Annotated in this window: 20 protein-coding genes; 11 read left to right on the top strand and 9 right to left on the bottom strand. The window is 44.1% G+C overall.

Going from position 1 to position 23,752, the window contains the following annotated elements; all coding sequences use genetic code 11:
- Nucleotides 1-117: 117 nt before the first annotated feature.
- Nucleotides 118-2,340 carry a TonB-dependent receptor gene (locus L4D74_RS05355; RefSeq protein ID WP_428751101.1) on the top strand — a complete coding sequence of 741 codons (2,223 nt, stop codon included), beginning with the start codon at nucleotides 118-120 and terminating at the stop codon, nucleotides 2,338-2,340.
- A 225-nt stretch (nucleotides 2,341-2,565) separates the two neighbouring features.
- Here L4D74_RS05355 and L4D74_RS05350 read toward each other — a convergent pair whose 3' ends face one another.
- From L4D74_RS05350 to L4D74_RS05340, 3 genes are all read right to left on the bottom strand, one after another.
- A complete protein-coding gene (locus tag L4D74_RS05350; RefSeq protein ID WP_428751100.1) occupies nucleotides 2,566-3,483 on the bottom strand; it encodes a DMT family transporter in 918 nt (305 codons plus the stop codon).
- Between the two features lie 506 nt (nucleotides 3,484-3,989).
- On the bottom strand, nucleotides 3,990-4,760 hold the full coding sequence (locus L4D74_RS05345) for a carbohydrate deacetylase (protein WP_428751099.1): 771 nt from the start codon (nucleotides 4,758-4,760) through the stop codon (nucleotides 3,990-3,992).
- Between the two features lie 7 nt (nucleotides 4,761-4,767).
- Nucleotides 4,768-6,099: a 6-phospho-beta-glucosidase gene (locus L4D74_RS05340; protein ID WP_428751098.1), complete on the bottom strand. Its 1,332-nt coding sequence runs from the start codon at nucleotides 6,097-6,099 to the stop codon at nucleotides 4,768-4,770.
- Between the two features lie 111 nt (nucleotides 6,100-6,210).
- Here L4D74_RS05340 and L4D74_RS05335 point away from each other — a divergent pair, with 111 nt between their 5' ends.
- Entirely contained in the window at nucleotides 6,211-7,104 is an 894-nt protein-coding gene (locus L4D74_RS05335; protein WP_428751097.1) for a LysR substrate-binding domain-containing protein, read from the top strand.
- Nucleotides 7,105-7,157: 53 nt separating this feature from the next.
- On the opposite strand, the gene L4D74_RS05330 is transcribed toward L4D74_RS05335, so the two are convergent.
- The 3 genes from L4D74_RS05330 to L4D74_RS05320 all read right to left on the bottom strand — a co-directional run bounded on the left by L4D74_RS05330 (nucleotide 7,158) and on the right by L4D74_RS05320 (nucleotide 9,893).
- Nucleotides 7,158-8,378 (bottom strand): MFS transporter, encoded by a 1,221-nt coding sequence (locus L4D74_RS05330; protein ID WP_428751096.1) that lies wholly within the window; start codon nucleotides 8,376-8,378, stop codon nucleotides 7,158-7,160.
- Nucleotides 8,379-8,390: 12 nt separating this feature from the next.
- Nucleotides 8,391-8,582: a hypothetical protein gene (locus tag L4D74_RS05325; RefSeq protein ID WP_265675386.1), complete on the bottom strand. Its 192-nt coding sequence runs from the start codon at nucleotides 8,580-8,582 to the stop codon at nucleotides 8,391-8,393.
- Nucleotides 8,583-8,984: 402 nt separating this feature from the next.
- Nucleotides 8,985-9,893 (bottom strand): LysR family transcriptional regulator, encoded by a 909-nt coding sequence (locus L4D74_RS05320; RefSeq protein ID WP_428751095.1) that lies wholly within the window; start codon nucleotides 9,891-9,893, stop codon nucleotides 8,985-8,987.
- 126 nt (nucleotides 9,894-10,019) lie between these two features.
- Between L4D74_RS05320 and L4D74_RS05315 the strand changes: the two genes are divergently transcribed.
- The 5 genes from L4D74_RS05315 (at nucleotide 10,020) to L4D74_RS05295 (ending at nucleotide 15,765) form a co-directional block, all read left to right on the top strand.
- The gene (locus tag L4D74_RS05315; RefSeq protein WP_428751094.1) at nucleotides 10,020-10,457 is read left to right on the top strand and encodes a carboxymuconolactone decarboxylase family protein; all 438 of its coding nucleotides are present in this window, start codon (nucleotides 10,020-10,022) and stop codon (nucleotides 10,455-10,457) included.
- 372 nt (nucleotides 10,458-10,829) lie between these two features.
- Nucleotides 10,830-12,074, top strand: a complete 1,245-nt coding sequence (locus L4D74_RS05310) for an NADH:flavin oxidoreductase/NADH oxidase family protein (RefSeq protein ID WP_428751093.1) — start codon at nucleotides 10,830-10,832, stop codon at nucleotides 12,072-12,074.
- A gap of 275 nt (nucleotides 12,075-12,349) precedes the next feature.
- A complete protein-coding gene (locus tag L4D74_RS05305) occupies nucleotides 12,350-13,555 on the top strand; it encodes a carbohydrate porin (protein WP_428751176.1) in 1,206 nt (401 codons plus the stop codon).
- A gap of 84 nt (nucleotides 13,556-13,639) precedes the next feature.
- The gene (locus L4D74_RS05300) at nucleotides 13,640-15,028 is read left to right on the top strand and encodes a metal-dependent hydrolase family protein (RefSeq protein ID WP_428751092.1); all 1,389 of its coding nucleotides are present in this window, start codon (nucleotides 13,640-13,642) and stop codon (nucleotides 15,026-15,028) included.
- An 86-nt stretch (nucleotides 15,029-15,114) separates the two neighbouring features.
- The gene (locus L4D74_RS05295; RefSeq protein WP_428751091.1) at nucleotides 15,115-15,765 is read left to right on the top strand and encodes a DUF3299 domain-containing protein; all 651 of its coding nucleotides are present in this window, start codon (nucleotides 15,115-15,117) and stop codon (nucleotides 15,763-15,765) included.
- An 80-nt stretch (nucleotides 15,766-15,845) separates the two neighbouring features.
- Here the strand turns inward: L4D74_RS05295 and L4D74_RS05290 are convergent, their stop codons facing one another.
- Nucleotides 15,846-17,108: a metal-dependent hydrolase family protein gene (locus tag L4D74_RS05290; RefSeq protein WP_428751089.1), complete on the bottom strand. Its 1,263-nt coding sequence runs from the start codon at nucleotides 17,106-17,108 to the stop codon at nucleotides 15,846-15,848.
- A 261-nt stretch (nucleotides 17,109-17,369) separates the two neighbouring features.
- On the opposite strand from L4D74_RS05290, the gene L4D74_RS05285 reads away from it, so the two are divergent.
- Complete coding sequence (locus L4D74_RS05285) at nucleotides 17,370-18,053, top strand: DNA alkylation repair protein (RefSeq protein ID WP_428751088.1); 684 nt, start codon at nucleotides 17,370-17,372, stop codon at nucleotides 18,051-18,053.
- Nucleotides 18,054-18,108: 55 nt separating this feature from the next.
- Here the strand turns inward: L4D74_RS05285 and L4D74_RS05280 are convergent, their stop codons facing one another.
- Both L4D74_RS05280 and L4D74_RS05275 read right to left on the bottom strand, forming a co-directional pair.
- Complete coding sequence (locus tag L4D74_RS05280; protein WP_428751087.1) at nucleotides 18,109-18,696, bottom strand: GNAT family N-acetyltransferase; 588 nt, start codon at nucleotides 18,694-18,696, stop codon at nucleotides 18,109-18,111.
- 69 nt (nucleotides 18,697-18,765) lie between these two features.
- Nucleotides 18,766-19,605, bottom strand: a complete 840-nt coding sequence (locus L4D74_RS05275) for a helix-turn-helix domain-containing protein (RefSeq protein WP_428751086.1) — start codon at nucleotides 19,603-19,605, stop codon at nucleotides 18,766-18,768.
- Between the two features lie 438 nt (nucleotides 19,606-20,043).
- On the opposite strand from L4D74_RS05275, the gene L4D74_RS05270 reads away from it, so the two are divergent.
- From L4D74_RS05270 to L4D74_RS05260, 3 genes are all read left to right on the top strand, one after another.
- Nucleotides 20,044-22,257, top strand: a complete 2,214-nt coding sequence (locus L4D74_RS05270) for a LysM peptidoglycan-binding domain-containing protein (protein WP_428751085.1) — start codon at nucleotides 20,044-20,046, stop codon at nucleotides 22,255-22,257.
- On the top strand, nucleotides 22,250-22,681 hold the full coding sequence (locus L4D74_RS05265; RefSeq protein WP_428751084.1) for a hypothetical protein: 432 nt from the start codon (nucleotides 22,250-22,252) through the stop codon (nucleotides 22,679-22,681). The genes L4D74_RS05270 and L4D74_RS05265 overlap by 8 nt, the downstream gene beginning before the upstream one ends.
- Nucleotides 22,682-23,075: 394 nt before the next feature.
- Nucleotides 23,076-23,687, top strand: coding sequence for a LysE family translocator (locus tag L4D74_RS05260; protein ID WP_265673546.1), 612 nt, complete (start codon nucleotides 23,076-23,078; stop codon nucleotides 23,685-23,687).
- Nucleotides 23,688-23,752 lie beyond the last annotated feature (65 nt).

Raw genomic sequence — 23,752 nt, 5'->3', positions numbered from 1 at the left:
GTACAAATATAAATGGAAATAGTAATGCTTATCATTTATGATCCTGCGAGAGTTGGATTGTGGCGTGCTACATCCGGTAGTCATTAGTGTTAGTGGTTTAAATAATAAGAGAAAACAATGAAAATCAGTTCAAGGAAATTTGCGCTCAACGGCATTCTGGCAACGATGGTTGCTTCAGGTTTTAGTGTATCCATGTCAGCACAGGCTGAATCGGATACATCGGGTGTTGAACGCAAAACAGATGAAAAATTAGTGGTGGTAGCGAGTCGTGCCCCTAAAAGTATTAGTGAAATCCCAGCGACAGTTTGGTACGTAGACAATGAGGCGATAGAGCGTGGTAACCGCAGTGGTAAAAGTCTCGGTCAAATTTTAGCTCAGGAAGTGCCTTCACTGGATATTTCAACGGAAGGCCGAACCAACTACGGACAAAACCTTCGTGGTCGCCCAATGCTTGTCATGATTGATGGTGTCTCTATGAACTCATCAAGAGCGGTGAGTCGCCAGTTAGATTCGATTGATCCGTTTAATATTGAAAGAATAGAGGTGCTATCTGGTGCGACATCCATCTATGGGGCGGGCGCGACAGGTGGTGTGGTCAATATCATTACTAAGAAAGCCGATTCTGAAGAACTGCAATTTGAGTCATTTGTTAGCGGTCAATCTGGATTTAATTCCAGTGAAGATGGAGACTTTAAGGTTGCTCAGTCGGTGAGTGGCGGCAATGACAAGGTACGAGGCCGTGCATCGGTCGTTTATGGTAAAACCCAAGCCTTTTATGATGCTAATGGCAAAATGGTGGTGCCGGATACCACGCAAGGTTCGTCGCAGTTCAATGAAGTGCTCGACACCATGGGCTCATTAACGTTTGACCTCGCTGATTCAAAATCCGTTAACCTCTTGGCTCAGTATTACAGCAACCAGCAGTCTAGCCCTTATGGCTTAAACTACGGCCCCAATTTTGCCAACAAGACTAACCCAACGGTTTCTGATGGCTTTTCCTCTGACCGTCAGCAAGGCACGAAAAGAGTGCTACTTAACGCCGAATACTCCGATACGGATTTCATTGGGCAACAGCAACTCTTAGCTCAATTGTCGTTTAGAAATGAAGATTACACTTTCGCTCCTTACCTTTATTCAGATTCAAGAAACAACGATCATCTCAGAGCTTCTCAACAGAAAACACAAGTCATCAGCTTTAAAACCGCTTTGGTGAAAGATTTCAATCAACTGAGCCTAAACTATGGCTTAGATGGCTATATGGACACGTTAGAGTCGAATCAGGTTATTTTTGATCAGGCGACGAGCGCTGCTTCAGGTGGCATGGTGAACAACACCGTTCATACGATCGGGCGTTACCCAGGTGTGGAAACCTCATCGGTAGCGGCTTTTGCTCAATTGGGCTACCAGATCACGGATAAATGGAGTGTGGAAGGGGGCTATCGCTTCCAATATATGCACAATAAAGTGGATGACTTCATTGCTGCAAACGAGCAAGTCAATATCGCGATGGGATCGGCCACGTCTGCAGACGCAGTCAAAGGCGGCTCGACGGACTATAACATCGGGCTGTTTAACGCAGGCACTCTATATAAGCTCACGGATGATAGTCAGATTTGGGCGAATTTCTCGCAAGGCTTTGATTTACCCGATGCCGCTAAATATTATGGCAAAGGTAAGTACGAAGATGACGCGGCGAATCCGGGTCATAGAAAGCTAGTTCAAGCCTATGATATTGACTCCGCTCGTTTAGAAGGCGTTAAAACGAATAGCTATGAAATAGGCTACCGCATAGATATGAATAGCTTGAGTATTCAAACGGCGGCGTACTATGCGTTATCGGATAAATCAATTAAGACGAAAAACTACGACGTTATCGTTGAAAACAAAGATAAGAGAACCTATGGCCTAGAGGCATCGGTGGGTTACTACATCAATGATAATTGGAGTATTGGAGCCAACGGCCATCTTGTCGAAACGGAAGATAAAGACCAGACCACCGGCGAATGGAAGAAAGTGGGTGTAGGGTACTCCAGTGCCTCTAAAGTCGGCTCTTGGCTTGGGTATGCACAAGACAGTTACTCTGCTCGTATACAAAGCCAAACGATGTTGGATAGAGAAGACGATCAAGGCGGTAAGCTCAATGGCTATACCACGGTTGACTTCTTAACAACGGTTCAATTACCCGTTGGCAGCGTAGCATTCTCGGTTAATAACTTATTTAATGAGGATTACACCACGGTATGGGGACAAAAAGCTCAAATCCTGTATCGCGGTGGTGAGCGTTATAACTACAAAGGACGAGGTCGTACTTTTGCTCTGAACTATCAAGTGAACTATTAATATTCAAGTGAGCTATTAGTTTTTAAGTGAACTACTCGCAGACATAAGCCCCTCTTTAAGAGGGGCTTATGTCATTGTTGAACTGAAACACATTTATTTTGGTTATCTAGTACTTCCCCCTCACCCCTTAATCGTTAGTGCGAGCGCAAAGCGCATTCAACGTTGTACGCGATTAACTAAGCGATGGGTATTTAGAGGCTCATCGCGAGCCTCTAAAGAAAGAAACTAGTTATTGCTCGCGGCTTTTAGTGTGGAACGTAGTTTGAAAACTCCTTTTGGTACCTTAGTGAGTAAGATGCCAAACAGAAGCGGTATCATCATAACCAGTGATTGCTCAGATAGCACTTCATCGTTGATGTAACACGAAATTAGCAGAGCGACTACTGGGAAGATCAAAAAGCAGATAGACGCCTGAAATGGTGTCGATACTTGCCCCAATTTAAAGTAGGCAACAATGCCGCCAACACTTGCTACAAAGCCTAGGTAAAGCACCGCTGAAATTGAGTCCCATGTGAAGGATTCGACATTGACGTTTTCACTCATAGCCGAAACGGCGAACAAGAACAGAGCGGCAATTAAACTCGGTACCGCGTTGTAGGTCAGTACTTCAATTCCTTTGCAGTGCTTTTGAACCAACACATACATAACCGCGTGAATAGCGACAGCAAGGCCTAAGCAAACGGTACCAATTAGGTAGTCTTCGCCACCCATCTGCATTTCATTGCCGAGGATTAAACACAAGCTGACCACTGCTGAAATTAAACCAAATATTTGGTGCTTTGCTAGTCGTAGACCTAAGAATAAGCCAGACATCAACATGACTGCGACGGGCATGTTTGCGAAGATGATCGACGCTAACCCTGAAGAGATATATTGCTCGCCATAGATCATCAAAGTAAAAGGAATAGCAAAGTACATCAGCGCAACTATCAGTAACCAGCGACGTTTACCTTTTGGAAAAAGCAGAGGCTGGTTAAAGGCTTTCGCCAATACTGCTAGTAAAGGGGCTGCTAGGATAAAACGCAGTGCAGTAGCAAAAATAGGTGGGATAGAGTGTAGCGCTACTTCCATGGCGAACCAAGTGGTCCCCCAAATTAAGCAAACTGAGACAAATAGTAAAATAGTTAGCGACTTCGAATTCATGAAAACTTCTCATTAATAATTGTATTAAATCATAGGCTTATTGCGCCTTTTTGATGTGCCACAGTATAGGTAAGTCGTTGGAGAAAAAAATTGCCTTTTTGTCTCTAATTGGCATTGTGTGGGGAAATAAAATCTACAAACCATAAATAATGAGTGATAATTTTCTATTTGATGTGATTCTGGCGAAGTCATTGTTCTTCGTGTGGTTTTAGGTTTGAATCGCGAGTTAACTTGGGTAAACCACACTGGCGGGCTTTCGAGCACAACGTGAACCTGTCACGTATCCCCACCTTTGATTACAAATATGCCAAGGATAGAAAGCGAACTGGTGTGGAAGTTCTGCAACGTATTAATACCTATAGTACTAGTAATGCCAAGGTCGATGGCCCCCTTACTTCGAATGACCAAGTTAAACACTATTAAATTGGTCGCCCCTCATAAATAGGGGCGTTTTCAGGGGGCGTTAAAGCCATCAGGCGACGATCTATTGTTCCTTTGATTAGCGCTTAGCCGTGATGGAGATGATTAAATCCGACACAGTCTATACCTTGGTTTTTTAGCCACGTCTTTAACTCCATTGAGGTTAAGAGTTTCCATTCATCAACGCGTTTTTGAGTATACCCGGATAATTCGACTAGCTCCGGAGTGACCGTTTGGGCCGGATGACACATTAGTTCAACCACTCCGCTCGGCATTTTATTTTGATAGCTGATAAGCATCGCTTTTAGGTGCTCAAGGCTTACTCCTTCATCATAAAAACCAAGATCAAACGCATCGGGTGTCGCGACTTTCAACACATCTTGCCCCACGATAATGCTGTCAGTGCGTCTTACTGGCAAATTAACGTCGTTAGCAAACTGAGTAAATGCGGTTTTTAAACGAGGAAAGATGCCACCAAAGTGATGTGTGTCGAGGTGGTTGATAGCTAAGCCCGCCTTGAGTGCAGCGTAGTACTGCGCTTTCAGCTCCTGATAGACTTGCTCTGAGCAGACATCGGCTTTGTCGTATAATTCGCGTCGTGTTAGGAAAAAACCTTGCTCATCAACCAGTGTTGACACCTCTTTCGCGTCTAGAATCGGCTTCCCCGCAGTGACGGTGAAATGCAGACCTAGTTCGTGAATCAACCCTTGGTGGTATAAATCTATGGCATGCTGTGTACCCGGTTGGTTCATCATGATAGTGGTCGATTTAACGATGCCTACTTTAAAGCAGTCGACGATAGCGTTATTGACGCTTTCAGTTAAGCCGAAGTCATCGGCGTTAAGAATTAGCTTCATACTTGTCCTATCGAGTTAATACATGAGCGAATGCAGGCATGAATTCAATATTCTCTTGCACCGTTTCTTTGATCGCTTCGTCGATATGGCTACCACTATCAACAATAGGGTTGAGAATCAGCGCGCGTTTAGCTGCATTAGTATCGCCATTTATAGCAGCTTCTACGGTGAGCGTTTCAAATTCCTTCATTAGCTGTATCAATCTCAGTGTATCTTGGTCAAATGGTGCGACATTAAGCGGTAAAATAGCGCTACTTGTAATGACGGCACTAACTTCGACAGCACAGTCATTAGGTAAACCTTGGATAGCGCCGTTGTTGCGGGTATTGACGTGCATAATGGTTCGCTTATTGTTAAAGATGCTGCTCATCAGTTCACACGCCGCTTCAGAATAGTGTGCGCCGCCACGTTCTTCTAGTATCTTAGGTTTCGTATCCAGTTTGGGGTCTCGATAGATTTCTAAGAGCTGCGCTTCTACTTTTGCGACAAGTTCAGCTCGATTCGATTTTGATTCGGATGCCGCAAACTCTTTGTGAATGATGTCTCGAGACTGGTAGTAATAACGTAAGTAGGCACATGGCACCATACCCATATTGGTAATTAATTCTGGATCCCAGCGAAATGGCGGAATGTTTTTGGGTGTCATTTGGTCATTGCCATCGAGCAAGGCTTGAGTGACTTGTGCCATTTTATCTTGACCACCGTGCAGGATTTGTCGAGCCCAAACTAAATGGTTCAGCCCGGCAATTTGCATCGTCAGTTCGTTTCGATCGACACCTAACATTTTTGCCGCGCCGCGCTCCATATTAACGGGAACGTTACAAAGACCGACAGTTTTAATGCTGGAGTATTTCAACAGTGCTTCAGTGACCATACCAGACGGGTTAGTAAAATTAAGTAGCCATGCGTCCGGGCATAAGACTTCCATTTCTCTCGCAATGTCTAACGCAATGGGAATGGTACGGCAAGCGTTTGAAAATCCGCCAAGGCCATTAGTTTCTTGTCCAATCATGCGATATTTTAGAGCGATGCGTTCATCTCTCAGGCGTGCTTCCATACGACCAGCTCGGAACTGAGAGCAAACAAAATCGGCATTTTCTAGCGCTTGTTTTCGATTAGTCGTTAGGTGAACTCGGATGTTACAGCCTGCTTTTGCAATCATTCTTTTTGTTAGGTCGGCGATGATTTGCGCTTTTTCCATTCCGGCTTCGATATCGACTAACCATAGATCGGCAATCGGCAGTTCATGATGGCGAGTGAGTAAGCCTTCAACGAGTTCAGGGGTATAGCTTGAGCCACTACCGATGACAACGACTTTGAGAGTTTGCTTAGGTTTCATAGAACGACCTCTTAATTAATGTTGTTGGATTACGTGGTTTAATTTAAATCGGATTGGGTATACCCTACAAACTCGCTATTTGCTCTAATGGATTACTGGAGGTAATGCATAGTGCCATTCTCAAATCGTCAACAGCTTCTTGCGTTATTGCACACGTTCAGTATTGCGGCTAAGCACTTGAGCTTTACTTTGGCTGCGGAAGAATTATTTCTAACTCAAGGAGGGGTGAGTCATCGGATAAAAAAGTTGGAGAAACAGCTTAATTTTCGCCTGTTTGTCCGCCAAACACGTAAGCTGGCACTGACTCCTGAAGGGGAGAGAGTTCTGACAATGTTAAACACCTCATTTGAACTCATCTTTAATGAGCTCAGTGATATACAAAATGGTGAATTAACAGGGGAGATCTATATTGCTACCTCGCCTTATTTTGCGTCGGCGTGGTTAATGCCAAGACTTAACTCGTTTCGGCGTTTATACCCGCATTTAAGTATTAAGCTGCAGACGAAACAGAATCAGATTGAATTTCAGTTTGATCCCTATGATGTGGCGATATTTTATAGTGATGGTCACTACCCTAATCACCATAGCACTCGATTATTTAACGGCATCAGAACCCCCGTTTGTTCACCTGAATACGCAAAAAAACAAGGGTTACTTGACGGCGTTGGGCACCTTGTTGATGCCAATTTTATCCACAGCGGTGATAGTAGCTCGTGGCAGCACTGGTTGCAGAAAAGCGAGTTGACGATGGATTGTCAACGTAGTTATGACCGATACAGTGATAATCGGTTAGCCATTGAGGCGGCGTGTTGCTCTATGGGCGTCGCATTAGGTCGATATGAATTTGTCAAACCATTGATAGAACAAGGGGTGCTTATTGCGCCTTTTGCAAGAGTCGATTCTGGAAAAGGCTATGATTTGGTTTGCCCGCAAGGCATGCAACATCGTTCGAAGTATCGCGTTTTTTCTGATTGGTTGCACAGCCAGCTAGAAGAGCTTGAATAGGTTCGTAAGGTAGCCTCTCCTAAGAGAGGCTATGAGAAAGGGATGGTACTTGGTTAAGCCGCAGCCAAGGGCTTGAAAGTGCGAAGCGGTTTGTCATTGATAGGTAAGTGAATCAGCGCTGCTAGGAAGGCCAATACGACCGTTGACCACCAAATAGGCTCATATGAGCCATAGTAATCATAGATACGACCACCCGCCCACGCACCTAAAAAGCTACCGATTTGGTGAGTGAAGAAGACCAAACCATAAAGCGTAGAAAGGTAACGAGCCCCAAAAATCTGACGAACAAGGCCCGATGTGAGTGGCACTGTCCCTAACCAACAAAAACCAATGGCACCGCCAAAAATAGCCGCTGTGCTTTCTGTGACGGGCAGCGTGACGAAGCAAGCAATAACGACAGTGCGAACTAAATAAAGCGCAGACATCACGTGACGTTTACTGAAACGATCCCCCATCACGCCCCAAAAGTAGGAACCAAAGATATTGAAAATACCGACGTATGCCAGTGCTAAAGCAGCGCTGCTGGCAGGCAAGTGTTTGTCTGCTAGATAGCTGGGTAAGTGGGTGGCAATAAACATGACGTGGAAGCCACAAACAAAGAAGCCAGCATGAATGAGCCAATAGCTTTTATTGTTAAAGGCTTCTTTGAGTGCTTGACCCAGTGTTTGCTCGGGCTCTTCAACTTGGTGTGTTTGCGAAGCGCTTGTTGCTTTATTGGATTTCATAAACAACGCAAACGCAATCATCATCGTACAAAGCATAGCAAACGCTTGCAGGGCGCCTTGCCAACCAATCGTTTCTAGCATCATTTGTGCACCGGGGATCATGGCAAACATACCAAAGGATCCTGCTGCTGTCGTCAGCCCAAAGGCCTTCGCTGCGTGTTGTGCTGGGACAACCTTGGCGACTGCGCCGAGTACAATGACGTAGCTAGTGGCGCTTAAACCAAGCCCGACTAACGCGCCTAGCGAGAAGTAGAGTTGCGAAGGAATTGTGGCAATAGACGTTAGATATAATCCCGCCGCGTACGCGATAGCCCCCATTAAGATAATGCGCTTCGACCCCCATTTATCGGCAGCCATGCCAACAAAGGGCTGGAACACGCCAAACATGAGGTTTTGTAAGGCAATGGCGAAGCTAAAAAATTCGCGTCCAGTTTGGAAATGCTCAGAAATGGGCATCATAAAAATGCCAAAGGACTGACGGATACCTAGGCTAGTAATTAAAATGCCAATACCGAGCCAAACTAAAATAGGAAAGCGGAAAATACTCATAAAAATCAGGCTCTAATGATGGTGGTGTGTTGATTGGTGTGAATGATGAGGTTCACCCGTTGGGTTTTGTTGGTGGCAGCCAGAATTAATGGCTTGCCCAGCAAACAGTTCAAGTAATGTCGGGGAATGATGCACAGCAACCAGTGTGACGGTAAGCAGTGCAAGCATCCTAAACAGTTGAGCCAAAATTGATTGTGAAAACATGGCGCTCAATCGTGATGTTATGGTGATAAAAAAGAGCGCGCAGTGTAATGAGATGAAAGAGGTGACTCAAATGATATTATGTGAACTAGTCTATGCATAAAATGCATAGACTAGTTTGGGTCTAAGCGTTGACACGACTTCGGGCAAGTTTTCCTCGCTTCCAGTGATGAAATGTATGAGGTGAACTGAATAAGCACAGTACAAAGGTGAGACCTAATGTTATCGACATTAAACGTAAAGAGGTGGAGAGTGTCTGCTGAATACTTTCGATAACAGAAGATCGATCTATCCAAGATCGACCTAAATCACTTTGGACAGCACCGTGTAATCTATCAATGAGTCGTTCAGTTGCGCTGCGTTCCTGTCGTAGATGACCGTTTGCGACTTGTCATTAGCTATAGGTTAAATAACCGGTGTCATGGATTGCAGTTTCTCCACCAAGAAGTCAATGAAGGCGCGAATATGAGGCTTGGGATATTGGGTGCTTTTATAGATAGCAAAAATTTCTCCGCTGCTTTGCTCACCATGGGTTGCTGTCCAAACAGGTAGCAGTTTTACTAGTTGATTATTTTCTAAGTACGGTTTTAGCATCCAGTCCGACAGTAGTAGAACACCGCTTCCCTGTAATGCCGCATACAGCAACGGTGAGCCACCTTTAGAAATTAAGTTTCCTTTGACTGACACCTTTTTATTCACGGATTTTTTACTGAAGTGCCAGTAGTGTCGTTGCCGCTCATGGCTTATGAGTAAGCAGTTATGATCTTGAAGGTCATCAGGCTTTTCTATGGGCGCATGCTGCTTTATGTACGAGGGTGACGCGACCAAGGACGTATAATTGGTCAGCAAATGACGGGCTTTGAGGCGGCTATCTTGTGGCGTTCCGATGCGGATGGCAATGTCGATATTGTCACTGTGTAAATCTACGACGTTGTTATCTAGCTCTAATTCAATGTGTATTTTCGGGTAGCGTTCAAGAAATTCTGGAATCAATGGGGTGAGGCACAAATTCCCAAAGCTCTCAAAAACCGAAATGCGTAGCATGCCTTCTGGTACACCATGGTTCCCGCGCATTTCTGCCAGTAGCTTATCGCTATCGTGTAATAGTTGCGACGCTTGTTGGTGAAAATATTGCCCTTCCTCAGTCAGTATGAGTTGGCGAGTGCTGCGCTTAAAAAGCGTGGTCTTAATTCTAGCTTCAAGGCTATCAATATTTCGTGCAACAGAGGAGGGCGCCATATTGAGCGCTTTACTTGCTTGAGAGAAACTTCCTGACTCCACCACCTGATCAAATACTTTGATTAACTCTAACATGACCCTACCTTTGCGTTTTATGCAAAACTGATTCAGTTTTATCACATATTCTGCGACTAAATCGAATGATGCACAATACCAACATCGTATTAAGGCGATGCTAAATAATCCTATGAGGGTGTAACAATGGCTAAACGTATAAATCTTGCAGAAGTTCAACCAAAAGCACTAGTCGCAATGCTATCGATAGAAAATTATCTAACGGAAACCGAGTTAGACAGTCAGCTAAAAGAGCTGATTAAGATACGAGCTTCCTTAATAAATCGGTGTGCGTACTGTATTCAGATGCACACGACGGAAGCGATCAAGATAGGCATTGAACAACAGAAATTATTTGCGCTTGCAGCGTGGCAAGAGTCACCATTGTTTAGCAAAACAGAAAAGGCGCTACTAACGCTTACTGATGAAATGACACTGATCGCCAACTCTGGCGTATCGGAATCCACTTATCAGCAGTGCCTTGAACTTTTAGGTGAAGAGTTCGTCGCTCAAGCCATGATGCAAGTCATAATGATCAATACTTGGAACCGATTTGCGCTTGCTACCAAAATGAAGCATGCATAGGACATACATAGAGAGTAGGGGATGTCACTGATCGAAGGTCAGTGACATATCTTAGGCCATGGCGTTTTATCGGGTCCGTGCTTTGCTCTTGTTCAACCACATTACGAGAGTTAAAGGTGTCCTTATTTGAATATTCTGGGTCTCATGTCGGCGATGAAGAGAGGCGGATCGTGTCTCAATTAACGCATCATGAGTTGACCGAGTTTTGTTAAAGAGTGTAGCGTATCGATTGTCGATGTTCTGAAGTGGGCGACACCGCCCATGATGTTTCTCAATACTGATATTTGCGATACCCTCGGTTCTACACTATCGCACTCGGCCAACCAACCAATCAATCAACCAAATCAAGCCAGATAGCAGATAAGAGCACATATGAATTCAATTAATCTCAGCGAACCTTTCTCCCTACCTAATGGTCAATCGATTAAAAACAGGTTGTTTAAATCGGCGATGAGTGAACAGCTCGCTGACAAGCAACATAACCCTACCGCCGGCTTAGTAACCCTTTATCAACGTTGGGCTAAAGGCGGTATCGGCTTAGCGATTACCGGTAATGTTATGGTGGATCGACGTGCGTTGGGCGAACCTAAAAACGTGGTGTTAGATGAGAAAAGTGATTTAGCACGCTTTAGGGCGTGGGCAGAAGCTGGAAAACAAAGTGGCACTCAAATATGGATGCAACTTAACCACCCAGGCAAGCAGATCCCGAAATTTTTATGTGATGAGCCGGTTGCTCCTTCTGCTATTTCACTCGGACGTGGATTAGAAAAAGGCTTCAATACACCACGTGAGCTGAGTGAAACTGAAATTTATGACATTATCAATAAATTTGCATTAAGTGCCAAACTTTCGAAGCAAGCCGGATTTACAGGGGTGCAAATTCACGGTGCGCATGGTTATTTGGTTAGTCAGTTTTTATCTGCCAGGCACAACCAGCGTCAGGATAAATGGGGAGGAACACTAGAGAATAGACTTCGTTTTGTCGTTGACGTGTATCAGGCGATCCGTCGCGAGGTGGGTGATGACTTTCCGGTGGGTATTAAACTCAATAGCGCCGACTTTATGAAGGGGGGCTTTACTGAAGAAGAGTCTATGCAGGTAGTGCAAGCGCTCAGTGCAAATGGCATCGATCTCATCGAAATATCAGGTGGGACTTATGAAAGCCCGTCCATGATGGGCTCTAAAGATAAAGATAAACCCGTTAAGGCCAGCACAGTAAAACGCGAAGCGTATTTTTTGGATTACATGGAAAAAGTGAGAAAGCTGGTAGACACACCGCTAGTGGTCACGGGCGGTTTTCGCACGGCGCCCGCAATGAATGAAGCGTTATCCACTTCCGTGACGGATTTTATTGGTCTAGCACGCACCATGGCGGTGGATCCCGATTTCCCCAATAAGCTCATCGACAACCCAGACTACGGTATGCCACTCATTGCCCCGACGACCGGTAAACCCGGCTTGGATAAAATGGCGATGGTCGGGTTGGTTTGGTACGAGCATCAAATGTGGCGGATTGCCGCGGGGAAAAATGCCGATCCTCATTTAAGTGCGCTTGGCGTCGTGGTGAAAACGATGTTAAGCGCGGGCTGGCATGCGTTTAAAAAACGTCGAGTCTAGAGCGTTAATTTGTCACATGGCAGAACTTTGCGTGTTCGAGGTTCTGCTATTTTTGAAGAGGACGCCTTCCTTTAGTCATCATTCATCGCTTACGCGACCAAAGTTGTGTTTAAACGGGGAGGGGGGAGTATTATGTGTTAGCCGGAGCACATAGGAGAAAATGTGCTAGTTTTATAGAGTTACGTTTATTTCATCGAAAGGAACTCGGCTGAATGGCAACGATCTTTAATCACACAAGAATAGCGTGTCTATGCATAGCGGCATCTACCTCTTTTATGTTCACCTCTGCGAACGGTGCCAACTTTGAAGGTCCAGATTCGGTTGAAAACACCATCGCGCAACAAAAAAAACAACAGCTCAGCTGGCGTGAAAAGCTCACCGCCAACGGCTTTACTTTTGGTGCTGATTACTTCGCATTAGGGCTAACTTCGCCTAATGGCTCTGAAGGCAATACGGTACGTGCATCTTCTGGTGTCGCGCGGGTTTATGGGTCTTGGAATCTACTAAACAAAGGCAGTAATGACAGTGGCAGTTTGGTTTGGAAGGTGGAGCATCGTCATGCCTATGGCGACAGTTCGCCGAAGAACTTTGCCTTTATCGACAATTTTTCCGGGAAAGACGGCCTTGGATACGCTGGTTTGATAGCACCTGCTTTTAGCGACCAAGGCTTTAGAGTTACCGATTTAAATTGGAAGCAAAAAATTAACGATGGAAAAGGCACGGTTATCATCGGTTGGCAAGACGTTACCAATTACGTTGACGTTTATGCATTAGCGAGTCCATGGTCGGGTTTTACCAATCTCGCATTCTCAACAGGTTCGGGTGTCATGGGCTTGCCTGATGACGGCATATTGGCACTGTCGGTGGGTCATATGCTGGGCGAAAACTTTTATGTTGTTGGTGGTATCGCTGATGCTAATGGTCAGTCCGAGGATATTTTTGACGGCTTTAATAGCGCTTTTGGTAATGACGCTGCTTACTTTTCTACACTGGAGTTGGGGTGGACGGCCTCACAAGAGCAGATTTATACCGACAACTTTCATGTGACGTTATGGAATTTTGGTGAGGGTACAAGACATAATTTGAATTATCCAACACCTGGTTTTACCGATGGAGGTAAGGGCGTCAATATTTCTTGGAGTCAGTTTATAACACCGCAAATAATGCCGTTCGTTCGTGGCGGTATCTCTGATGGACAAGTAGCCCTTTACGATAAATCTTTGAGCGCGGGGCTTGGCTATTTTGGTCTGGGTGCGCCAACCAATAATCTAGGCTTTGCCATGAATTGGTCGCAGATAAATGAAGAAATATTGCAACCAATCGCCAACTCAGAACAACAGTGGACCGCTGAACTGTACTACAACATGCAGTTTGGTGATTACTTGCAAGTTACGCCTGATATTCAATACATCAAAGACCCTTCTTTCTCCAGCGAGAGTTCGGCGTGGGTTATGGGTATAAGGGCAAGGGTGTTTATTTAGCTTAAGTCATTTTAGCTAAGTCATCCCCTGAAATGGTTAGGAATCATCTGTACATAACGAACGACTTCACTATAAGGACATATCATGAAGAAGACTTTACTCGCCTCATCTTTAGCGTTGATGACGTCATTTACCTACGCGGCAGAAGCCGACGAAGCAGCGCAGCTGCCACAAACGTTATTCCAAAATGTGGACATATTTAACGGTACTGAAGACAAGTTATACGAAGATCATTTTGTATTGGTTGAAGGCAATAAGATCACATCGATCTCAGCTAAAACGATCGAAGTACGCGATGATGCGGTCATTATAGATGGCGCTGGTAAAACATTAACCCCCGGCTTCATAGAAAATCATGCTCACTTAATGCTGATGGGACCGACATTACCCGCTATGGAGTCGAATACCACGTGGGAAGATTTTGCCATACACGGCACACGTATGGCTGAAATGTACTTGATGCAAGGCTTTACCACGGTTCGTGATGCTGGTGGTGCGAACGGAGGTTTAAGAAGAGCGATCGATGCGGGTGAAATTATTGGTCCTCGCTATTACCCATCGGGTGCATTTTTAGGTACACGTGGTGGTCATGCCGATTTTGCAAACTACACAGCGCCAGTAGGGCAAGAAACGAACTTCAGTCGTTTAAACATGGCTCAAGAAGTTGACAGTGTTGCTGACGTGAAGAAGTATGCTCGTAATAACTTTCGCATGGGAGCAACCCAGTTGAAGTACATGCAGTCGGGTGGGGTTGTTTCTGCCTTTGACCCTTGGCAGTTGCTAGCCGGTTCGCCGGAAGAAGTGGGCGCGGCTGTAGAAGTGGCAAATACCTATGGTAGCTATGTTATGGCTCACTCTTACAGAAGAGAAGCCATCTTAGCCGCGCTAGAAGCCGGGGTGAGATCGATCGAGCATGGTTTTATGTTCGACTGTGAGATTTCAGAGTTAATGAAGGAAAAAGGCGCGTATATCACGACTAACCTAACGGCGTTTGACCCAAATCTATTAGAAATCCCTGCGGTGAAAAGCGTTCCATCTAGTTTGGCTAAAGCAAAATCGGCTTCTGCCGCGTTTAAAGACTACATTCCAAATATGAAAAAATGTCCAGCGCCCCGTGGTTTCCAAACGGACTGCGTAGGCTCAGTTGATGCCTGTAACATCCAAATTGCTTACGAAAAGAAACTCAATTACGACTTCTTTGGTGCCTATGAGTCATTGAAAACACTCACGTCAGTAGGGGGAGAAATTGCCACATTATCGGGTGATTTCATGAACCCGTACCCAGACGCTAAGTTGGGTGTGATTGAAAAAGGGGCGTACGCCGATATTTTGCTTCTTGATGGTAACCCGTTTGAAGACTTCTCTGTTGTGGGTACGGGTGAACAATGGTTTGGTGCAGACAAACGACCGGAGTCTCCAGAATCAATCGCATTGATTATGAAAGATGGTGTTATATATAAAAACGCTCTTTAAGTCGCATGGTATGCTTCATCGGCTTTTTATTAAGCCGATGAAGTCCTCGTAATGACCTCCCACCAACCAATAAGTGAACCCAAGCATTGAATAGATTATTTGTCCTCTTTGCATCGATTGTTTCATTATCGACTGTTTCATTTTTTAGTTTTTCTGGTGAACCAACTCAATTAGATTGGCAGGATCTAAAGCCAGCCCAAGCGCAAAATCAAATGGTGTTGCCAGAGTTAAGCTATCAGCAAAAAATGATTCTTCAGCAAATATTCACGCTAAGTCAGTATGATGATCCTAAGACCAACAAAGATTTAGCTGAACTTAAAGCTACCCTAAAGGCTGAGGGGCTAGATGCCGATGGATTATTAAAACTTCGCGCTGAGTATATCCAAAAGCAGCAGCGCGCCGCAGAAGCGGTGACGTCTGATTTTGATGGACAGAGTGTTCGGATCCCTGGATTTCTCGTTCCAATAGAATTTAGCGCGCCTTTGGTCGCAACGGAGTTTTTGCTGGTTCCTACCGCTGGGGCGTGCATTCATATGCCACCCCCTCCAGCGAATCAAATTGTTAGGGTCTCTTACCCGCAAGGGTATGAAGTAGAAACTGTGCAGTATCCTGTTTGGGTCGAAGGGGTTATTTCCTCTCACTTAAAGACAGATAATGTCTATCTTGTTGATGGGGATACGGATGTAACCATGGGTTACCGACTTACGGCTTCATCTGTTGTCAATTACCATCAATAGACTCATGTTATCGCGTACAAAAAGAGCCTATCACTAGGCTCTTTTTGCTTTCAGATTATTAACTCTTTTTGTATTTAGGGTTATAGAGTGTTTTTGTAGATTTCGCCGTCTTTCATGATGACTTTTTTAGCGTCATCACTCATCACACAGTCAACGCCTTCCAACGGGTTGCCATCAATGATTAAAAGGTCTGCGTAAGCGCCTTCAACAATTTGACCTAACTTGCCTTCTTGGTAGGGGTGTTGGTATGTCGACATTTCAAATAAGCGACCACAGTTCGACGTCGCCATACGAAGCGCGGTAATCGTATCGAATGTTTTTTCGATCGCACCGAGCTCTTGCATTTGGGTTTCATGAACATTCGCGGTGCCCACACAGTCTGTGCCGTAAGCAAGATTTTCAATACCATATTTCTTAATCAAGTCCGCTGATTTGAACATCGCTTTACCAACGCGTTCGGTTTTTTTGTAAGTCTCCTCATTGGGTAGGGGAATCTTACGCTCAGCAATCAATGAAGAGGTAAAGTACGATGGCACAACCCAAATACCTTTATCTTTAATAACCTTGGCAATGTCGTCATCCATGATGGTCGCGTGCTCAAAACACATCACGCCAGCTTCTGCTGCGCGGTGCATCGCGGGAGTCGTATGGATATGCGCCGCGACATACGTGCCGTAGTCTGAGGCGGCTTCTACTGCCGCTTTCATTTCATCAAGCGTGTATTGCAGCGTATCTAATGGATCGAACGTGGATGATGCACCACCACCTGCCATGATCTTGATTTGAGACGCGCCCATGAAGAGCTGTTCACGCACCGCTTTAAGCACTTCAGAGCGACCGTCTGCCACTTTAAAGGTGCCGGTTTTCATGAGTGGTGAATCTTCATGGCCATTGGTTAAACGCTCTTGAGCTTGATTCTGGCGATAGTCGGAATGCCCACAGGTTTGAGAAATGGCCGCTTGTGAAGGCAGAATGCGTGGGCCGGTGGCATAGCCACTATCAATAGCATTTTTAAGACCCAGCGTATTACCACCAACATCGCGACAAGTAGTGAAACCACGCATGAGCATTTCTTGTGAAATTTTTGCAGAGCGAATCGCGATTTCATCGCGAGTCATCGAGTCCATCATGGTGAAGCCACCAGATAGCGTAATGTGGACATGCGCATCAATAAGACCCGGCATCACGGTGCCACCTTTAGCATCAATGATTTCGTCTGCGAGCGTTGGGTCAATGTGACCAATTTTAGTAATTAGGTTGTCTTCAATTAAAATAGAGACGTTTTCAATCAGTTTGTTATCTGTACCGTTAAAGACATTAGCGTTGGTAATTAGCTTGTTCATATTGGATTCCCCAGTGGACTGCGATTAGCTGATGGAGAGATCATAACCTTGTCCAATGAGGGTTAATTGCCATTTTACGACACGGCAACAAATAGGGTTTTCTTGCATCGTGTAAGTCAATTACTCGGGCTCAGTAGTTGCTACGGCCGAGCTTCTTAATGCGCTAGGTGTGTTCCCAAATCAGTACTAGGGTTTGAAATCCTAGAATGGCGAGACTAACATGCTAACCTAAAGAGTATTATCGAAGGGTAGAGTTAAGCGATGCATTCATGGAACCAATCTGTAAAACTGGCGCTAGTACCTCTGGCGAACGTTGAAAATGCCTGTTTTATGAAAGCATACATGCGCGACCAATATCAGTTCTTTGGTATTCAATCGATGCCACGAAGAACGGCATTAAAGCCGTTATTTGCAAAAGAGCAACGCCCTTCTTTCGATGAGCTTCCTGACGTGATTGATGAGTTATGGGCACAGCCCGAACGAGAGTTTCAAATGGTCGCGGTAGACCTGCTTATCAAACTAAAGAACCAATTGCCGTTAGCTATGTTAGAGGGCTTAGAGCGTTGGATCACGACGAAGTCATGGTGGGATACGGTGGATATGTTAGCGACTCACATCGTTGCGAGCTTTTTTATTCGCTTTCCTGAAGAAACGGCTGAGGTAATTGGGCGCTGGCGCCTTTCAGATAATATTTGGTTACGCCGTGCTACATTGCTTTATCAGCTTAAGTTCAAACAAGAGACTGACAAAGATCTACTATTTGAACTTATTCGAGAGAATCGCTCAGACAAAGAGTTTTTCATTCAAAAAGCCATTGGATGGGTGCTAAGAGAGTACTCAAAAACCGATGCAGAATCTGTCGTTCGGTTTATAGAAACAGAGAAAATCGAAGGGCTTGCCAAAAGAGAAGGGCTGAAGTGGTTAAAGAGTAAACAGCTTGTTTGACTATGTTAACCACTTCACGTTCATTAAGTCGGTAGGCAAGGGTATCAACTGTTGTTTAAGTACCGTTGTTTAAGTACTGTTGTTGAGTGAGGCCATATAACCGCTTAGAGTCAAACCCTTGTGCAGTTTGGTAATATTCAGCATGTTCACCTTCTTGAACATAGCCGCACTTTTCAAGTGTTGTGTACGAGCCTATGTTTGAGCCATAGCAGTCCGCACACACCTTATGACAGCCTAGCGCTTTAAACGCTAATTCAGTCATGAGCTGGCACGCGCGGGTAGCGATGCCTTGACCCCATGCATGAACTGGAAGTTGATAGCCTACTTCACGATTGCCGTCTAAGAACATCACTTGAGTAATCGCGGTCATTCCCATGTACTGGCCCTGATGATTTCTAATGACAAATGTTGGATTGTCTGGCCACTGTTGTTCTTTAAGTGCCGCTTCAGTGTTCTCAACGATAGGACCAAAAAAGCTTTGGTATACGCTTTCGTCTGCCGGTGCAAAGAACAGGTACTGGTTAACGTTTTCGTCTGCGAGCATCTTGAAGATATCAACGAGATCTTTCTGTTGAATTAACTGAATAGACAGCGTTTCACTAAATGGTACTGACTCGCCTTGTTTTAGTTTTGAATATGACATGGGTTACCTCGTTATTTGCGGGCTATCTTAATGTTTTTAGCCAGTGACGAATTGTACTTTTGCGACAAATTACGGCTCAAAGTCCCCATAAATATCGATGGTAAGATCTCTCTGATGCAGATAACGACTTGGTGTCCGTTTGATTTGTTGTTTTAGTTGCTTGATAAGGTGCGACTGATCGCTAAACCCAAATCGTTGTGAAAACTCTGCCCAATCCACAGGACCTTTTTCTTCATATAAGGCGATGACCATTCGTTCGAGTTTCAGCATTAATTGATATTTCTTTATACTAAGCCCCGTGACTTGCCGAAAATGACGTTCAAGCGTGCGCCGAGTACTATGACAACCCTGTGCTAGCCGTTCGACGTCCAATTCAATGGCATCATCTTTATTCAACCTCTCGGTTATCAGTGAGCGCGCGCGATTAACCAGCGAATGCGCTTTATCTTGCTGATAACAAATTCCCAAGTGTTTTAGCTGCGTTTCGATACAGCCAACAATCTCTTGCTGAGAAACGCAGTCCAATAATAACCGTTGAAACTGCTGATTGAAGTTTGTCTCTAGCCAATCGTACCAGCCACATTGGTTTGTTAGCTCAGAAGATTTCTGGTTGATCAAATAGAGAGCGTCAGGTTGAAAGGTGATGCCAATTCGCTTTAAGGGGGCAACATCATCCATAATCAGTAAATGTTCAGATGCTGAGAGCAAATGGCTACCGAGGCCAGTCATAATCTGCTGCCCGTTGTCATAATGGTAGGTCTGATTTGGGGGCGTAAAAAGCAGATGTGCTCTCGGGTTAGGGATCAATTGTGGCGGCGACGCCATGGTTTCATCATCCCCAACTTCTAGGTACCAAATCTGATGAATTAACCATTCATATCCTTCGAGAGGCTGTTTCCAAGTGATCATTAATACCCTGTGCGTTATTGAGCTGATTCAGCATTAATTCTAATCGAATTCCTCGTTTATATGGACTAAATTGTGTTTGTCAGAGCAAGCTTGCTCTGACATAGAGCCGCCCCTTCGGTGCTACTGACAGAAAGAATCCAAGACCAAATATCGTCATTCTACTAGCCGTGTGCCTACTCAGGCAGGCATCTACTCTACAGCGTTTATAGATAACTGTGTGATTACAAGATCACAAGGTTACGGTTTAACTCACTTTTGCTCCCATTGTAAGGTAGACCTTTTACTTATACAGATCCTGTTTATATGCGTTTGCCCTACCAAAAGTTATCCGAATGTAGATGGAGAGAGTTTACGCCTAAAATTAAATTGAATTTAGTTATCTTGCATAGGTAAACCAACACAAACACGGTCAATATTTAGCTATCATTGGCCGAGTTAATGAGATATCAAAGTAAACCCGTAGATTCAATRCCACTAATGGCACCTGAAGATACATTTAAAGAGAAAACACAAACCAACATCGCTCATAACCCMACGCCAACGGGTGACCCTCAAGAAGTTACCTTAGAATACAATGTGGCGTTAGCTTGTTCACTCGATGAAGTAAAAGCATTCAGTATTGATTCGTTTGTTGTAGCTGAAACGAACAAAGAAAAGAACCCCCTTAATTCTTGGGTTAAATCAAGAGGTTCAGATAACATCAGCACCATATTGAGTACTCCAATATTGGTTAATGAGCCTAAGACTCTGCTCTATCAGTTTGTGGGCTCTAAGAAAACAGCGTTGAGCTATGACAATGTCCTTCCTGTCAAAAAAGGCAGTGCCGTTTATCGTGATGTCTTTATACCAGTTAAGCCTTCCGTTCAAGTTGGGGAGCGTYTAGGTTGGCCTACAGAGGGRTATTTCTACCACTTTATTGATGATGAACTTACCCATGAGTACAAAATCGCGGGTAATAACAAGTGGGGTTTCAATGTCACAGAGTCCACTAAAGATGGGCTCAGYGATGAAATCATCGTACCCAAACCACAATCTACGATTTTGCTGCCTTATAAAATCGAYAATCAAGTGATTGCCAGGCAACACCTTTTGTATAAAAAAGAGAAACTCTCACAAGACCTACTTTTGGGTGATATTACGGCGAAGTGGCTCGATGAATACGCTTGTCTTCTTGATATGGATACGGTGTTTTCCACTCGAACAGCATCGATTTTAGAAAAAGAGAAAGAGCAGGATGGTAAAGTCATTTACATCATTAAGAGTGGGGATAGTCTGTCTAAAGTCGYGCACAGACAGGGAATAACACTCGAAGAATTACTGACTTTAAAYCCTAGGTACAAGGGCTCTCCAGACAGAGTGAATGTCGGTGATGAAATTATCATTGAAGTTGACCAAATGACACAATTTGAACCTGAGTATCATACCTGTCAACTTGACTCTAAGACGAATCAACGTGAAACATGGAGTAGTATTGCTGCGTTATATAATCTTTCGCCTAAGTCCCTATTAGGRATGAACCCGCGCTATGATGCCGACCCTTCTGCGTTATTACTTGGTGATAAGCTTCAAGTGACATTACCTAAAGAGTCGAGTGGTCAATATTCCGCTCGTTCTCCTTTGCCTGCTGAAGACGTGACAACATCAAAAATAGTGTTTGCTCATTCCAATATTCAGTGTGAAGTCGGCAGTAAATCCCACTGTCATGTGCATCCCATTATTGGTGATTCGGGCGCTGATAAGAACACACCTGTGATTAAAGTTAAGCAGCTCATTCTTCGTTCAGAGCCGTTATCAACATCGGACAACTTGGAGTTATTGGCTTTTGGTGATGGAGAGGCCCTTAGTAATGGAAGTAAAGGCCTTGAAGTCAAAATCGTTCAAGAGGCATTGATTGAATTGGGTTTCGATTTAGGTCCTGCGGGGGCCGACGGAGATTTTGGACCAGCCACCGAGAATGCAATTAAGCGATTTCAAAAGACTTATGAACCTTCACATAACACGTATACGACTTATCAATTTGGTAATATTGATGGGAGGGTTGGTCAGAACGAAATTCTAGCTTTGGATGAGGCTGTCGTACTTCAATGGATGCTTAAAGAAGACAAGGTAACTAATTGGGCAGACAGTTCTTTTGGAGAAGTTTTAGGTTCGGTTGAGTCCAAAAATGACTACTCCGCATATAACAGAACAAAAGGAGGACTGAAAGCCTTTTTTGAAACTAAGCTAACGACGTTTACTGTTTCTGAGGTGATCGCCAAGCAAAAAGAAAGAAGTATGTTTGCGGTTGGCCGTTTCCAGATAATCCCCTCAACTCTAAATGAGGCAGTTGAGTACTTATCAATTAATAAAAAAGATGTATTTGACAAGAAAATTCAAGATCGTATTTTTAATGAGTTTCTAATAAAAAAGAAGAGGCCTCAGATTATCGCATACCTTGAAGGCTCGGGTAGTGTTGAAGATGCTATCTACGCATGGGCAAAAGAGTTTGCATCTGCAGGGGTTGAAAAAGGAAGAAAAATAAGCAGTGATAGAATCGCGAAAGGTGGAGAGTCCTACTACTCAGGGGATGGGTTAAATAAGGCTCATTTAACACCTAATACAATGAAAGAAACTTTAATTACAGCAAAGAAAGATAGTGCTTACCATGATTAGAAAATATGTTTTACCACTTATGATTTTACTTGTTAATTTAACTCCTTATGCCAAAGCCGTAACAATAGGAGATGATATTTGTAATTTTGTCAATAATGAAAATTATAGCGATGTATTTAAGACTAGCTTAAAAAACCAGTACCACTCAGGTCCCAACTTTAACAAGCATGATTATGTCTTTACCTATTCCTGCGGAGGTGGGGCTATTTGTGGGAATATTATGTCATCTCCAGGCAATGTTTTGACCGATTTTCCAAGTGAGTTTTTGGTGGACTCGCAAGAAGGGGAATTTAGTATGGATTATGATGTGAATTCAAATAAAATCTGTTTTACAGGCAAGAGTGCTTTTGACTCAGAGTTTTATAATCATGAGTGCTATAAACTCCTTTCAGGAAAGCTTATAAAAGTCGGTACAGCACAATAATACCTCCTTACCTACGATAAAGTTAAGTCTTCCAGCTAGCGCAAGTTTACTGCTCGCGCTAGTTCTCCAAAACTCACTTTGCAATACTTGAAGTTATTTATGAATTGCTAATATTAGATTTTTAGCAACGCATTTTTGTCCAAAAAAGAGTTTCAGTGTGCGGGGGAGTGGTGTTTGGAATGAGGTACTTGCGGTCAGAAGTACCGAAAGGGACAAATGTTTTGTTAGTCCAGTCCCTTTGAGTGACACGCGCTGTTGCCTAGAATAGATTTCAATCAAGCAACTCGGTAAAAGGATTGGGAGTCACACACATTTAGGTCAGCTTGGTTGATTAATCTTTGTACGACCCCATGTCATATCTAAGCTCGTTTCTATTATGCAAGGATTGCGATATATGGATTATGTATTCACGGTTGCGTTATTTGCGGTGTCAGCATCGGTTACGCCTGGACCGAATAATATTATGGTGATGACGTCGGGGGTAAATTTTGGCGTTAAGAAGAGTTTACCGCTGCTTTTTGGCATTTGCGTTGGCTTTACCATGATGCTGCTACTGGTGGGCGTCGGATTTTCACAACTCTTTGAGCTATTCCCCAATCTACATTTTATTATTAAGTGTGTTGGGGTGCTTTACTTACTATATCTCGCTTATCTGATTGCAAGCTCCTCTTCCTCCATTCATTCGGACCATCAAAATCAGCCTTTATCCTTTATGAAAGGCGCAATATTTCAATGGTTCAACGCTAAAGCATGGGTGGTTGCTACTGGGGCAATTGCTGCGTTTACCACCGCTGGTACGAGTTTCCTTGCTCAGAACATGATGATAGCCACAACGTTTTTTGTGGTTTCCTTTCCATGTGTCGGTCTATGGTTGGCGTTTGGGTCACTGCTGAAAAATATTCTCAATAGCCCAACGCGCCGCAAGTGGTTTAATTTCGCCATGTCGGGGTTACTGGTGCTATCGGTTTATCCTGTGCTGGTGGAGATCACACAGGAGATCACTTAGCGACGTGGACACGTAAACCCTACTCTTAATGCTGTTATATAGCCCTATTTTTGGTTGGTTTTTGT

This window comes from Vibrio cionasavignyae (assembly GCF_050337155.1).
Classification (GTDB): Bacteria; Pseudomonadota; Gammaproteobacteria; order Enterobacterales; family Vibrionaceae; genus Vibrio; species Vibrio nomapromontoriensis.
Note: the sequence above shows the minus strand (reverse complement) of the source record. Positions and strands in the feature narration are given on the sequence as shown.

Excerpts from the sequence above, each read along its gene's own strand:
- L4D74_RS05340 (WP_428751098.1), bottom strand. The coding sequence starts at position 6,099 with ATGAAACCTAAGCAAACTCTCAAAGTCGTTGTCATCGGTAGTGGCTCA.
- L4D74_RS05310 (WP_428751093.1), top strand. The coding sequence starts at position 10,830 with ATGAATTCAATTAATCTCAGCGAACCTTTCTCCCTACCTAATGGTCAA.
- L4D74_RS05300 (WP_428751092.1), top strand. The coding sequence starts at position 13,640 with ATGAAGAAGACTTTACTCGCCTCATCTTTAGCGTTGATGACGTCATTT.
- L4D74_RS05330 (WP_428751096.1), bottom strand. The coding sequence starts at position 8,378 with ATGAGTATTTTCCGCTTTCCTATTTTAGTTTGGCTCGGTATTGGCATT.
- L4D74_RS05275 (WP_428751086.1), bottom strand. The coding sequence starts at position 19,605 with ATGATCACTTGGAAACAGCCTCTCGAAGGATATGAATGGTTAATTCAT.
- L4D74_RS05320 (WP_428751095.1), bottom strand. The coding sequence starts at position 9,893 with ATGTTAGAGTTAATCAAAGTATTTGATCAGGTGGTGGAGTCAGGAAGT.
- L4D74_RS05280 (WP_428751087.1), bottom strand. The coding sequence starts at position 18,696 with ATGTCATATTCAAAACTAAAACAAGGCGAGTCAGTACCATTTAGTGAA.
- L4D74_RS05350 (WP_428751100.1), bottom strand. The coding sequence starts at position 3,483 with ATGAATTCGAAGTCGCTAACTATTTTACTATTTGTCTCAGTTTGCTTA.
- L4D74_RS05265 (WP_428751084.1), top strand. The coding sequence starts at position 22,250 with ATGATTAGAAAATATGTTTTACCACTTATGATTTTACTTGTTAATTTA.
- L4D74_RS05260 (WP_265673546.1), top strand. The coding sequence starts at position 23,076 with ATGGATTATGTATTCACGGTTGCGTTATTTGCGGTGTCAGCATCGGTT.
- L4D74_RS05305 (WP_428751176.1), top strand. The coding sequence starts at position 12,350 with ATGTTCACCTCTGCGAACGGTGCCAACTTTGAAGGTCCAGATTCGGTT.
- L4D74_RS05325 (WP_265675386.1), bottom strand. The coding sequence starts at position 8,582 with ATGTTTTCACAATCAATTTTGGCTCAACTGTTTAGGATGCTTGCACTG.
- L4D74_RS05315 (WP_428751094.1), top strand. The coding sequence starts at position 10,020 with ATGGCTAAACGTATAAATCTTGCAGAAGTTCAACCAAAAGCACTAGTC.
- L4D74_RS05290 (WP_428751089.1), bottom strand. The coding sequence starts at position 17,108 with ATGAACAAGCTAATTACCAACGCTAATGTCTTTAACGGTACAGATAAC.
- L4D74_RS05285 (WP_428751088.1), top strand. The coding sequence starts at position 17,370 with ATGCATTCATGGAACCAATCTGTAAAACTGGCGCTAGTACCTCTGGCG.
- L4D74_RS05345 (WP_428751099.1), bottom strand. The coding sequence starts at position 4,760 with ATGAAGCTAATTCTTAACGCCGATGACTTCGGCTTAACTGAAAGCGTC.
- L4D74_RS05355 (WP_428751101.1), top strand. The coding sequence starts at position 118 with ATGAAAATCAGTTCAAGGAAATTTGCGCTCAACGGCATTCTGGCAACG.